5 protein-coding genes are annotated in these 14601 nt (G+C 43.3%); all 5 read right to left on the bottom strand.

Features of this window, described 5'->3' with window-relative positions:
- Positions 1–3 precede the first annotated feature (3 nt).
- The 5 genes from NDI33_RS21110 to NDI33_RS21090 are packed head-to-tail and all read right to left on the bottom strand — an operon-like array spanning position 4 to position 14578.
- Positions 4–576, bottom strand: a complete 573-nt coding sequence (locus tag NDI33_RS21110; RefSeq protein ID WP_190675751.1) for a hypothetical protein — start codon at positions 574–576, stop codon at positions 4–6.
- A gap of 6 nt (positions 577–582) precedes the next feature.
- Complete coding sequence (locus NDI33_RS21105) at positions 583–10200, bottom strand: hypothetical protein (protein WP_190675749.1); 9618 nt, start codon at positions 10198–10200, stop codon at positions 583–585.
- Between the two features lie 11 nt (positions 10201–10211).
- Positions 10212–12134 carry a hypothetical protein gene (locus NDI33_RS21100; protein WP_190675747.1) on the bottom strand — a complete coding sequence of 641 codons (1923 nt, stop codon included), beginning with the start codon at positions 12132–12134 and terminating at the stop codon, positions 10212–10214.
- A 1-nt stretch (position 12135) separates the two neighbouring features.
- Positions 12136–13614: a CHAT domain-containing protein gene (locus tag NDI33_RS21095; protein ID WP_242033134.1), complete on the bottom strand. Its 1479-nt coding sequence runs from the start codon at positions 13612–13614 to the stop codon at positions 12136–12138.
- A 43-nt stretch (positions 13615–13657) separates the two neighbouring features.
- Positions 13658–14578, bottom strand: a complete 921-nt coding sequence (locus tag NDI33_RS21090; RefSeq protein WP_190675744.1) for a hypothetical protein — start codon at positions 14576–14578, stop codon at positions 13658–13660.
- Positions 14579–14601 lie beyond the last annotated feature (23 nt).

The following is a 14601-nucleotide window of genomic DNA, read 5'->3' as shown; positions in this document are numbered from 1 at the left end:
ACTTTACTTCAGCCCAACCCAAGCAACAATCAGCAAGAACAAAATCACAAATATCAGTGCATACCTCATTATTCTTATTTGTTTTTTTAAGTCACAATAAGCTTGTTGGGTTGAAGAGAGTTGTTGGTCAACTAAATATTGAATTTGTTTGGGCAAACCACCCAAATCATTTTTGATGTCATGGCAATTTTTTTCGACAAGACTCATAGAAGACTGAAGAGCTTGGATATGAGAATCATGAATGCTTAATCTATCTTGATATTCCAAGAGTTGAGATTTCATATCGTCAATTTTTATTTGATTTGCATCTCTAAGTTGAGTGAAACGCTGCTCAAAATCTTTTTGTGATTGCTGAAGTAGCTTTATTATGTCAGTTGATTCTGCATTAAATCGTGAAAATTCTGACACATGTTTCTTTACATCTTCCTTGAGCTGTTTGTGGATTTCAGCAAGATCTTCAAACTGGATTTGAATCTCTTCTAAGTCACTCAAAACTACATCTGCCCTTGAAAAACGGCTTCTTAGTTCTTGTAGCTCTTGCTCTATTCGCTCGAAATCCATAGTAAGATTTTCCATGACGAATTACTCCCCTAATTTCTGGTTAATTTGGTGGAAACGAGCTTTTAAACTTTTAGTGTTTTCTTGAAGTGAAATAGATTTATAAGCCAATTCTTCTAGGTGACCGATTTGCTGTAATAGCCAGCTTTTCCAATCATACTCGGCGTATTCTTGTCTAAATAGTTCAGCTAATAAATCAATTTTATCTAAATCTGTAGAGTAATTATCTACGTTAGGATTTAGAGGTTCTAGAAGCATGATATCAAATCTATTTTGGTCAATTAGCTTCAAAATCTCCTGTAGTTTGTTTGTGTGATGATTTTGCAATTTTTTCACTCTAGATCTAGGGTGAAAAGTGAGGTAAATGTTAATCAAGTTTTTTGTAATCAAAGCGTGACGCTCTAGTTCTGCGGTGCTGGATAATTCGCCTAATGCCGCAGATAAACTTTTGGCAATGGGTAAAAGATTGGTATCCGAGCGCATCTCTACAGCATTGCAGAATTGTCTGATCGCATCAGGGCTAGTTTCCTTGAGAGGAATATATAAGTGTTCGTCAGTCTCTAGCTGGCGTAGCCGTCGCCATAGCCCATCCGTCCTTTGTCGATTATCTTTAATCCTCAACCATTGCTGATACAGAACCTCGATGTGCAAGCTGCGAAGTGCCCGTCGTCCCAAGTTTTGGGTTAACTCGTAAGCCTTACGCTTCGTCTCTTCATGCTTGTTCAGAAGAAGGATTGCCATGATAGCAAACGCCGCATTAATTTCAGGTTTATATCGGTTTTGGTTCTCCCATTGTTTTGCAACTATTAGCTGGCTTTCAGGATCAGAGTTTCGCGCTGTCTGCCCATAGGTAATTCCGTAGGCATCGTTGAAACAATGACAGAGGAAACGCTCGAGATCATTGCTAGGATCGTTAACTAATTGTTCACTTTGCCGCCATCTTATGTATTGCCGTATTGATTGTCGCTGTAGTCCGGGTTCAGGAAGTTTCTCTGTCATCCAGGTGGGTAAGTCTAAATATTTTCGCTTCTTGCCAACCGGAACGACTGTAATTAACTCTGGACTACCTTTGATGTGCCATAAAACCTCAACAGGAAGCGTCTCTCCTGGTTGTAAGCGTTGGTGATCGTAAATTTCACAGTCTAGGATGACCTGAGTAGTCAAAGACTCCACTAGATATCGCTGCTTGTTCTCATCATTCGTTTCAACCTGTTTAACTACTTGCACGAATAGTTCCTGACCGATAGTCAGCTTTTTAGACTCGGCGTACACATCTGGCACAGCGAGCATCGAAATAATAGAAGTCCTGCCAACCTGACTCTCACGGGTGATGAGCTTACCTCTGACCTTGAATGCGCCCTTTGACTTAAACACATCGCGGAATTCTGGAACCGATAGAGTCGTCCAGGCAGCTTCCTGAATTGGGAACCAGTGCAGCGTTTTTGTCTCAATTGATTGACAAATTAATCCAACTTCTTCTTCGCCATTCTTTTGAAGGAGAATGTCTAACGATTCAACAAGTAGGTCTTGATTTCCAGAGTCATCGCTGAATCCTACCTTAATTTCGCCGTTTTGCTCTCGACGCAACCAAAGAGAAACCTGAGCTTGTTTAAGCTGTTCTGCTGCCACAGTGTAGAGGGATCGATCTAGTCCAGAAACAATCTGTCGCATGGGCAGGGTGATTAACCCACCACCACATCGCAACATTGCTGTGTACTGGTCAGGCAAAAGATCTACAAAACGAGCAAGGCTGATACAACCAGGTGGAATTAGCGCAGCGTCCTGCTGATGTCGCATTGAGAATAATAGGAGATGCTGATTTTCATTCCTGTCCAATCCTTCAACCGTCACTGGTAAAGCACCACCCGCCGCACGAACCCAATTTTTTAGCTGTTCTGAATCAAGGAAAGGTTTTCGCGGTCCCTGACGAATTAAGCAACCAGTAATTGGGTGACTTTTCCAAGCATCTGCCTCTTCCAGAGCGAGTACAGGTGTCATTATCTCAAAACCTAAAACGACGATCTTGTCTTGATCGTTGATGCCGAGAAACACAACATCATCACGGTTAGGATTGCGTTTAGGCTGACCCACGGCAATACCCCTCATATCATTTTCAGGAGTTAGGATCGCCATCTGCCAGTTTGGGTTTTGAGCGGTAAAGGGCAGTTTGAGTTTAAACTCTCCGTGACCAAGGGTGATTTCTCCTTGCTGTTCGTCTACAGACTCGACTGGAATGAAACAGCGGTTTGAACCGAGGGCATTCCGAACGCCTGGAATCCAGTTTTTGAGAGCTATCCGATCGATGGTCAGCGGCTCGGTTGAGACAAGTTCAAGCTCAACTCGATCGCCTGGTGCAAACCCCTGCCAGTACATCAAGTCGGCAAGCGATTTAGCTTTGTCATTTACACCAGAACGCCAGACAATCAGTTGGACGGGTAGCTCAACCAAGCGTCCAGGCGCTAACTCAATCCACAAACTATACTCCAGAGATTGAGAACGCCCTGCGACAAATTTGGAAATCCCTGCTATTGGATAGCAATGCGATCGCCCCGGTTGCTTCAGTGCATAAATTAGCTCCTCAACTGGGAACCCAAACCTCCGAAACTCGGATTGGGTGTACCGTAGTCTCAGTTCTCCGCCAACTGATTGGAAGAAAATAGGACCAGTCCAAACTGTATGATCACGGTTTTGCAGCTTCTCGACCTTAAATTTTTTTGTGTCTGGAACCCAGGTAAAGGTTTCGTTGTCATGATAACGCCACGATTCTGCATTAGCTCGCTCAAGGATTTGCTGTACTGATTCGTCTCCAAACGAGAGCAAATGCCAGGGAATGCTAGGGTTATTTGGATCTGTCGGTTCTGACTTTAAAGGCACATACTGCACTGTTAGGCTGTTGTCTATCCTTGTCAGGCGACCACAAGGGAAGTTGTCAGAGGGTGGTGCAATGCAGTAATTTCCCTTTGCAATCTTCCCCAAACAGGCGATCTTGGGATGCTGTCTTGCCATCAAATCAGTTATGACTTCGGATTGCAGAGCCTTCTTCCACTGATCGTTCGTATAACTACCAGGACGGGCAACAATATCGGGTAAACCCCCGATGGCGAAGCGACCTTGACTTCCCCAGTCTTCTGGATCAATCTTTTGTATGTCGTTTGTCGGTAATATGACAGCAGGTCGAATGCTTTCTGAAACATATTGTGCATTTCCAAATGCGGCACGGGTAATACTCAAATTCCCCTCAGATGCCTCAATGCGAATGCTCGTACCTCGCGGTAGGTCATGAGGGCGAGATTGAATCTGATATGGTTGCAGGCGAACGAAGATTCCAGGCTTATATTCGATTTGCACCACACCCCGATTTTCTGCGCTCACGATCATTGCTAACAATCCTGCTCTACCAAGGTTTGAGACGGCTCCCAGCAATGCCGATGCCTTTCGAGATGGAACTCTATCACCTTCCATCAGCAAGAGTGAAGTAATTTTTTGATCGTCTTTCTGAGTTAGTTGGATCAGCAGATGATCGTCTTGAAAATAGTTTTCTCCTTTTTCTTCATAAACCTGTTTGAGGAGGTTTTCCCGGACTGAGAAATTTCGCCGCAGCAACAGCAGACTATTTGCATCTTTGCCAACATCTTCTGAATCAAACCCTTTTGGTGGTTTGAGGGTCAGCGCCATATCATTTTTAACCGACTTGATTTGACCCGCTCTGAGAAAGACCAGATCTCTATTGAGCAGGCACGAACCTTTTGAAGACTCGACAAATGACAATCGTATATGGTCAAAGTAGATGTCTCTACCGTAGCTGCTTTTAAAGCGTTCCTCATCTAAGCGCCCAAAAACCACAGGGTCAGATTCTCCATTGTCTGCCCATCTTTGCCGTCTATCAGACAGTCGATCTTTGCTTTCTGGCGTGAGATATGCCTTGAACCTCTTGGGTTCAAATTTTCGCTGTTGCGCGATCGCGTTTTCGTTAAATCCATCAATATAGGAGATTTCTAGCTCCTTGCTCTGAGGATTGAGGTGAAGCAAGTGAACAATTTGATATCGACTACTTTGATAGTAAAGCTGTCGTGCTTCAGACCACTGAAGGTGAATACCCTTAATATTGAGAACATCCTGGGTAACTTGGTCATTAGCACTACCCTCAATTAGTGTTTTTTTGAATGAGATGACCTTGATAAGATCGCCATAAAATAGGAAAAATTGTGCTTTACTAAATGAGCCATCATCAAATTCCAGTTGACTTTCAGGAATCAGTAAAGTTTCCCCATATCCCATCTCAAATCGGTGATGAATTTCTGCATACTGCTCACCTGTAAAGTCATTAACCTCTTCAGGACCCACATAGTAAAGACGAATATCTTTGTCTTTGAGTAAAAAGACCTCAGTATTTAGTGTGGGGGCTTCACAATAATTGACTCTAAATTCTTCAAGAGTGAGAGATGGTACTAGGCGGCAGGAAGCCCAGACTCGCCGCTGCTCCATAAATAAACAAATCCTAGCCTGGTCAGAATAATCGCCCCCCATCACAAATTTGCCACGCTCCGGCGCAAGTGGCACCCACAGCGTCCAATTCTTCCCAGAAGAGTCTTCTGGAACTCTGATCTCATCTGATTCACCTTTGGACAGCCAAAATCCGAGTTCACCTCTGTTTTTGGCAAAGGTTGCTCTTAGGGGTTCGGGTGGCTTCCGCAGATAGTCTTCCAGTCTCCGCTTCCATAGATCGGTGTTACTATTTGTGTATTGTTGCTTAACGTCACGAATCGAGCGCAAATCAATTCGTCTTCGCAATACACATTTTTCCTCCTCTCGTGGCGTTAGAAATAATTCAGTCGCTTGAATAGTAACCTTTCCATCACTTGTCCCTTCTCTACAATTACCGATCAAAAGCTGCTTTTCGAGCTTCAGAACTGCACGTCGGTATTGGAAGGGTAGTTCATCGAAGGCAGGTTTGCTGCGAGTGTATGTTGTCTGATTGTCTTCCCAGAAGCTATTCTCCTTAAAACTCAGTTCTTTAGATTTGATTTCTTTGCCGATTGCTGGATGAAAAGTTTCTTTAATTTGATGGGGCAAGAAGAATAATTTACCAGGAGATAACTTTGACTCTGAAATTTCCAAATATTTCCCGTCACTAGAACGCGCTCTTCCTAGATAGGAAAGCTTGTCTAACTCGCCGCTCTTCCACTGTTTTAATGACCAGAGTGCCCTAGCTTGAATGTAGGGTTTCTCAATATGAAACATCAACTCCCCATGATGCTGTTGTCCAACAATCTTGTACCCTTGACTGATACGGAGTTCACCCAAGTTATCAATTTGCAAACCTTGCTCCTTGATCGCACCTTGACTCACTTGCCAAACCACTTGACACTGCGTCCCCTCTGTTCCTAATTTTGGCACAAGCGTTATGATTCCAACACATCGGTGATTTTGGCTCGCATTGAGAAAAATGGTCTTCTTTTGTTCATCAGGTATATCGGGAAGAATTTGGATTTTAAACCATTCGATCCAAAAAATTTCTGCCTCTCGGTTTTCACCAATCGGAGGTTCTGTCTGATGTTCTAGAGGAAGCATTGTAAGGGATTCAGCTTGCACCAAAACGCGGATATTTTCACTTGTAATGCAGGGTACAAAACCATCTCCTTCACGATCAATCCATCCCAGAGGTCGCGAAATTTTAACACGATCTCCTGCTTCTATGTACTGTCTCTCAGGCAATTTAAGCCAGCGATCGAGGAAAGCGGCCCAGTCTTGGTTTTGAGGGGTAATTCTGTAAAATGGAGGTGTTTCACCGCTTGCGGCACAGCGCCGCCATTCGGATTCTTTCCATTTTTTGATAATCAAATCTGCGATTTGTGCATTTCGATCAGGGTTTCTAACATCCCATTCCACCTTCACTTGACGAGGATAACCAGGAATCGCAATGTTTTCTTGAAGGTGGAAGAACCAGTTACGACGATCATCTCTTTCGGCGATCAACCGTTCATCAGACCGATCAAACAGTTCGCGCCACCGAATATTCCGATCATCAAAGGGAACGCTTAAATCTGGGTAAAATCCATTGAGTGCAGCAGGATTGATGGAATCAGGGGGGACTAGCCTTAACCCCACCCGACCTGATTCAAAGTCTGGAGTGATGGAGATGAGCAATCCCACTGCCCTGTCTCTGGGGTTTTGATAGTTTGTGATCGCATCTGCTAAAGTTGCAGCATCATCACCCAAAAAACGATGCTGTTCAATCAGATAGTTTTCTCCAGGTTGACGAGAAAACCGCCATGCCTTCTCGCCAAATTGCCCGATCGTTTCCTCGATTAGGGTCAAAACAGCAATATTACTGCGCTGTTGAGAAGGAAATGCCTGGGAAAGCAAATCGCTGAAATCAAGGTCGACTGGCACCCATTCCTGCCGAGAATTTAGTTTGGCGAAGACGTTACGCTTTAACGTTTGGGAACGTTGACAAAAGCTACGAGAAATATCGGCATCCCACAGACGTAGGTTCACCTTGTCTGTAATCAGCTCTGTCTGTTTATCAAGTTTGCGTTGCAAAGACAGAGTACGCTGACCATCCTTCCAAGTTTCATCAACATCGATATTGTTGATGTCTCCTGGCAGAGATCTGTGAGCTAAACCTTTGATTGAAGACCGATCTGATATCTCCCACTCTAACTTGTTTTCTTTCTTAAACTGCTGAATAGGAAGCTTAACGCGTTCCCCAGGTTTGAAAGACAAAGACTGAGCGGATTCGTAAGTTAGCAGGGACTCAGACTCAAACCCGCAATCAAAGGTATATTTCCATTGATGTCGATCGTCTTGTTCTGTCTCAGCAACATCAACCACCACAGCTAGAACGTTTAAGGGGCAATCGCTTTCATGATTCAGGGTACGAATTTCAGCAGGAATTTTTTTAAATAAGTTCTCCACTCCTGCGGTCTCAAAATCTTCATAGAAGACTGTTGCTGTGAGACGATTGGGATTATAATTTATTGCCTTGATTGCCAAGTCTGCAATCGGTTGCTCACCAGGCGGTAAAACAAGCAGCTTCTGGTCATTGCGGAGTTCTACATTGAGGGTTCTAGCTCGAATCGTGGTGGTCGCTTGTCTTTCCAATGATGCGCGACGCAAATTTGCCAAGTCAACGCCAAGTCCACTAAAATCTTCAGCATTTTCGTGAATATTGCTGAGATAGAGAAGTTTCGTTACCCATTCTTTGAATAGTTCGGCATACTGTAACTCTTTGTATGTTTCTCGTGGACTTTGAACTTTTCTTTGTTGGCTCCAGATATCACGTTCATCATTAATTTCCTGCATCAAGTCTGTATGTTTTTCCAGACGATTGCACATCATTGGTAACAATGCTGCCTGTAACTGTTGACGAGCAGACCCCGTTTCTTTAAATGTTCTATGATCTGCTTCTGTGGGATACACTCGTTCAAGCATATTTTTGAGGTCGTAGATACTGCCGTATTCGAGCAGCACCGAGGCAAGCAGGAGTTGCTCTTCAGATCGGTTTTCTAAAATGGAGCTGTCTAAAAATTCCAGCAGCCGCAAGCGGGTGAATCGATCGAGGTTTTTAGTTTGTCCCACACTATTCAGGCAGTGCTTCCAATCAGAAAACGTTTGCTCTAATGCTTTTGGAGCGATTTCGTAATCAGGGAGGTGATGCCCGATTGTATCTAACAACTCTAATGTGTAGACCAAACAATTCGATGCAACTGCCGAGGGTTCGCTTCCCCAATTGACACGCTCATCATCCCATTCCGATCCAATCCATTCATTTGGATGTAACGGTTCTGTTAGGAGAAGTTGGCGCGAGTTTACTTTCCAGGGAGGGGGATTATTAGAGCGTTGACTTTTCCAGTTCAAACGATCATCTGGGCGACGCGAGTAACCAGGACACAGGAAACGGGTGACTAAGGCTGCTTTCTGCTGTTCGGGAAAGCTGTGGCGTTCTCTGATATGGTGCCCGTGAACATAGGGAATTAAGCTCAGCCAGCGCCCTGATAGTTTAGGGCTGACTACACTAGGATAAGCATCTAAGATCCAGGAAATTAGCACTTCCGGGAGAACGGAATTTATAAATAGTGATTCTTCTATGTTGATATTGGAACGTTCTTCCTCAAGAGATTGTCCCCGCTCACATATCTCAACAAAAATTTGCGGATCAACCGACTCAAACTTTCCAGTACCTGCAAGCTTAATTTGCCGCTGGGTGAAGTGAAATAGTCCCATTAAAGCAGGAGAAAGCTGAGGTGCTTCGCCCTTGTTGTAGCGCCTCTCAATTATGGCAGTCACATCTGACGCATGAGCCAGCAACCGGGCAGCAAATTCAACCCGATTAAACTTGTCCTGTGCTAATTCTTGCAGCAGCCGAATAGCGACAAATACGCTGCCCATAAGGCGAATGAGTAGCGCTGGCTCATCAGCCATAGGATATAGATTATTCGGATTTTGAGTTCGTGCGATCCACGGAGAAAAGAATATCCATGCATATTGATTGTCGAGATTAAATTTTGCTCTATGGTTTACTTGTAACGGAATTTTTCTCTGTAAGCCTCGCAGATTCAGAAGAGATTTAAACTGAGCTTTTACCAATTTTTGAATATCCGTTTCAGGGCAATTTATGTGTAGATGTTGTGGCAACCGACTAGGTGCCCAGAAATTAATTAGCTCGTCAGCCGTCGTTGATGCATCAATGTGAGATGAAAGTTCCCATAAAGCAATATGCCAGTAGAAAATTGGCAAACTTTCAGTGCGGTTGGGGGTATTTTGAATGCCGACTCGACGGAATGAAGCATCTAGATTATGGCGGTCTTGCTCTGGAGCTTCTCGGATCAAATTACGCAGTTCGCTTAATGTCAGCGATTCCTGCATGATACGCTGGCACTGGCTAGTAGCTGTATATTTTATATTTGGCTCTCTGAATAAGACAATAGCGTAAGTCTGCAAGAGATCTGGTTCTACTTGCGCTACAACAGATGCTTTTTTAGCAATTAAAGACCGTAGCTTATCCGGATATTCAATCGATGTTAACGAGGCAATCGATGCAGAAAGCCGAAATGCCAAACGACCCAACTGGCACTCTAACGCCGCTTGAAGGAACTCACTGATAGGTGAAGAGGTTTCATCCTGCTTATTAACTTCTGCTATAAGTTCATCAATTAATCTTTCATGATTTTCAAGTTGGTCGGCAAGAATTGCCAGCACAAGTGTTTCTGGCAAAAACTCTTTCAAGTCAAGATAGGGCGTAGGACTCAACCTCCGTTCTGGTAAGTGTTGACTCTCTCGCACAAAAGAATTGACTATCTCGATGATTTTGGCAGAGGGCTGATTCGATAACGCCAAGTTAATCAGTTGCCGAACTGAGTTCTCTACACCTTCTGGAACACTCTCGGTTAAATGGTTAAAGTATCGCTTAACCGTACTCTTAAGCCCAGCGGGAATGTTTTCTCGATGCAGTGACTTCAGTACAGCAGGCAATGCATAAATTTGCATTCTGTCTTCTGTGTGCTTTAGCTCGTTATAGGCTAAGTAGAGTAACTGAGAATCACTTTCTGGATTTTCAAGACTGTTCAGAATTGATAGAAAGGCTTCCGTGTCGGATGGGTTGGCGCTAATGCAACAGCAAAAATACCATTCGGCAAGCATCAATCATACCTCTAGATGTTGGTCAAAGATGAGTGGGAGTAAATCAGACGGCGTTCACGCCGACAATCTAGGACTTGACGTTCCTTCTCCTGCTTTTTTTTTATCTGTTGCCACTCCTGGGGCGTACATAACCCAAAAACTGCACGTTTTTTTGCTTCTAGCTGCAACAGTTCTGTAATGTTGTTTTGACAAGGAGGATTGGCAGCTAGTAGCCAGCAGATGGCACTAGGAAGGTGACTAGTTGGGGCAGCTTTAAAGTGATTTATTGCTTGCTCAAACTTGACTTTCGCTCGAATTGCAAGGGTAAACTGATTGGGATCGTTTTGATTGAGAAATTCATTTTCCTTCTCCTCCTTTTGATTCTGATAGAAATGATGCAATGCCTGAAGAGAGGGTGAGTTAAGCGCTAGCTTTTGAAGAATGCTTTGAACTTTTTCGTCACTTTGAGCCTGTTCGCTTCGCAGAAGAGCCAAAAAGAAACCTTCTAATTTAAAGTTATTAATATTATAAGAATCTGGTGTAATAGGCCCATCTTGGTAAAGTAAATCTATATTAAACCTGTCAATATCTATGGCATCAACCCAAGCCTTCATCAGTATATCTGAGAGTAAACCAGCATTGGTTGCTATGATTAATGCAGCACTAACTGCATCCTCAATTGCACTTTCTGCATAAACGCCAACCCATTCATAACTCCATTGAGGAAATAAATTTACAATAAGGCAAAGCAACTGATAGTACGCTTTTCCAAGCATTGTAGGGGCGATTACTTGAATATCTAACACGACATCTCTCGCTGTGATTCCAGAATAAGTATCCTGCAATTCTTTTTCTAAATACTGGTCGTTTAAATTTATATATAAATCAATAGTATCTCTGTATTTTTTTCTCTCCTTATCTAACTTTTCTCGTTGAGAACTGCGGGTCAGGACATGATACATCCAGCTACAGAACGGTAATCCAGGTTTTCCTTCAATATTGATAAAATTAGTACGCTCAGTTTTCTGGGATGATATATTGTTTGCGAAAAACAGCCGAGCATCTAGACGCATCAACTCAATAGGGATTTCTTCAGCAATTTCTCGCAATTGGGTTTTAAGTGTTTTAACACGTCGATCAATATCTTCATCAATCGAAGTAATAACATTAATAATAATGGCTACTGCTTGTGAAGGAAATAGGTGGTTTAGTAGAGCTTCGCACCAATTTATAATTTGTTCGTAATAACCTGTATGGAGTTGCTTAGCATCAATCTCAAAGAAGAAACCTGGTATACTTGAATTTGGAAAAAAATCATCCTTTAAACTTTCAGCCACCTTATTACTTATATCCACTGCTGCATCTATAATTTGGAGTTTTTTGTAGGGCGCATCTGGATGCATATTTATCTCTAACTGTATCCATTCTCGCTTTGGCAGTACTGTGGTAAACTCATTTACTTTTTGAATTTCTTTTATCGCTTGCTCCAATATAAACTCAATATTTTTAAAATTTTCATATATTTTAGTTTGCTCGAAGCCAATTAATATACCAATAAAACTGCTACGTTGTAATCCCCAAATTGTCCCTATGTCAAGAGGCATAAGTTGGAATACTTGGTTATCCACAAAATAGGCTGGCTTTCCTGTGGGTTGAGAAGGTCTATAACTGGTTGAATTTAATCTACGTTCTAAGTATCGCAATTCTTGACGAGCGCAGGATGACGATATTTTTTTTATAATCAACCTAAGAGCTTCTTGATTTCTTGTTTGGACTAACTGGTCAATCAAATTTACAAGAAAATCATGTTCATCTACCTCTACACGATTTTGTTGTGGTCTTAGATTGATTTCAATTAGAAATGTTCTGCGCCGCTCATTTGAGTTACATATACCCGAAGATTCAATCAAAGTAACGATATTTTCTTGCTGTCGTCTATCTAGTAACTCTTCCATATCAATGACAATTTAGCTTGCTTTTGATGGAGTTTAAATCAGAATTGAAACCAGGAACGTTAGGGGCAATTGTCTGACAAAGCTTACATAGTGCCAAAAAATTACGATTCTCGTAAAGCCGAAAGACTAATTGCGTTGCAAAATCACGAGGAGCAATAGCTTCTATGAAATCTATATCAGACGGATCGAGTTGTATCGATATACATAACGCTCTTCGTGCATCTAGTTTACTAACTCGACCACTTCTTGTAAGAATATCTGCTAATTTATTAAACTCGAAATGATTCAAGTCTTTTATTTCTTCAACTAAAAACGAGTTCTCAGATTCACTTGTTGAAATTGGGTGAGAACCCGGACGTTTGAACAGATAGCCATCTTGCACGCGCATAAAGATGATAGGGGTTGCAAAATCTCGCTTGCGATATTGCGTTGAACCGAAGGCAATCACACGTCGTCCATATTGAGCAGCAATATCTACTGGATCGTCTGCCGCTAGCTGCTGATAAAAGCGAAGGGCAAACCGACTCGCAGTGCTGTTAGTGACTTCATACTGCATAGCCACCACAACCGGGATATTTTGTTGAACAATGCTAGAGGCAACCCCTACAAATGCCTGCGATGCCGATAACATTCCTCCTTCGCAGGCTTGCAGCATCACAACACCAGGACGATGTTGATTAAACAGTTCGCTGAAATAATCCGCATCCACCCACATTGCTTCATCAAAGTCTGGGTCTACGAAGGCAATCTGACCCACTTCTTGACTACCCTCCTTTACCAAACGTCCATGACCAATAAAGTGAAAGAGGTGGGGTTCTTTCGACAAAATAGTATCAATCGCGTCAGGATTGGCTGAGTTCACGATAGGCAGCAACTCAATGCGGTTTGCCTGCTCGCTTGCTAGTTTTTCCAACGCTTCTTGTACTGGTTCATAAGCGACAGTCGGTAAATCTGGAGGAGCAGACACAACCAAAGCAATTCTCAGCTTTTCATCCTTATCCAACTGAATTGGTTGTGCCGGAATCCATTGCGCGCGACGACGCGAGAAAACCAAATTCGGCACCGTTCCCATCCAGATTGTTCCTAAGTTCGCTCGTGCAGGCAAACACAAGAATTCCCAAGGGAGAGCAGCCACCTCAGGCATTCCCTGTTCATCGATATCCAATTCAACTCTAAGTAGTTGTTTCTCCTGTTGCACTACCTGATGGTAAAAGTTAACGAAATCCTGGCTCAGTACATCATCAAACAGAACATCGAATAAAGCTTCTCCCAGTGCGCGCGCTTTACTGGAATCATTCAGCCCATCTTTATCTTTTTTCCCAGCGATTTTCAACAGGGGCGTAATTTCCTCCAACTTCTCCTTGTAGCGAAAGACTCTAGAGGGTTGGCCCAAATCTTGATGCTGAGCATTCCACTTTTCCACCTGCACCCGCTCATAGTTAGCAACGCGAATGCGATAGGTGTAGTACGTCTTAGCCATCAGTTGCTGCCTCTCCAATTCAGTTCACTTACAAATAAGCTGTCTATGCATGACTAGCTGCTTTAGGCAGGGTTAGCATCCATTCCTCGGCATCGCCACGGGCAAATCGGCTTGCCACTTCATTCTTTTGCCGTAGTAGATGCTTCAATCCATCTGACAACTCACCGAAGACATCCCGTATATCAGCCGTGAGCCAATTGATATCTGGTTCAGCCCACGCTGTACCCCGCAGAGTAATAGATTCAGTTCCCTTGGGTACTTTGAAGACAATTGCAAATTTCGCTGTCCCGATTTTTTGCAACTCCCGATCCTGAATACGCCAGTAACAGGTAGAGTTACCTTCGCCATTAGTAAGGATTTCAGGATGACCGAGTTCGTATCGATAGGCTGGAATAGCAAGGAACACTTTGAAATCATCTTTGTTGGCTACATTCGCTTTTAGCTCACCTGGAAGCGATTGCAACAGTTGAGCCAACTGAGAGCTATCCACGCCGACATTCCAATCTAGGTTGCCATTCAACCCCACCTCCATACCGACATCAGAACTCAGAACCGAGCGCCACCGCTGTGTTGGAAACAGGCTCTGAATAATTGGCTCACCGCTCTCTTTAGAACCAAAATCAAGCTCACAGGTCAATCGCCAAAATCTAGCAGCCCGCTCAGGACGCAGATCGACGGTGAGTGTCATGTAATAGAAGTCGAACTGCTCCCGCATCTGTTGCTTGTAAATGTCGTTCAGTTCAGTACCACTATTTTTGAATGTCTCCTCTGTAAGCCGAATCAACCTGTCTCTGGGGTTGCCAAAGCTAACCCTAGTTTGAAATAGGCTATTAACAGCCTCTGCACCAATACCAAGTTTCTCGCCACCAGCTAGCGTACCTTCCCAATTTTTGACCTCTTTAAATAGGTCAGACAGCAGAGTATCTGCCTCTTGTAGGTTAGGAGGGGATAGTTCATTGGTCATCTCAGGTATCTCCTTGGGTTTTC

This window comes from Trichocoleus sp. DQ-A1 (assembly GCF_039961955.1).
Taxonomy (GTDB): Bacteria; Cyanobacteriota; Cyanobacteriia; order Cyanobacteriales; family FACHB-T130; genus FACHB-T130.
This window is presented reverse-complemented; position numbering and strand designations above follow the sequence as displayed.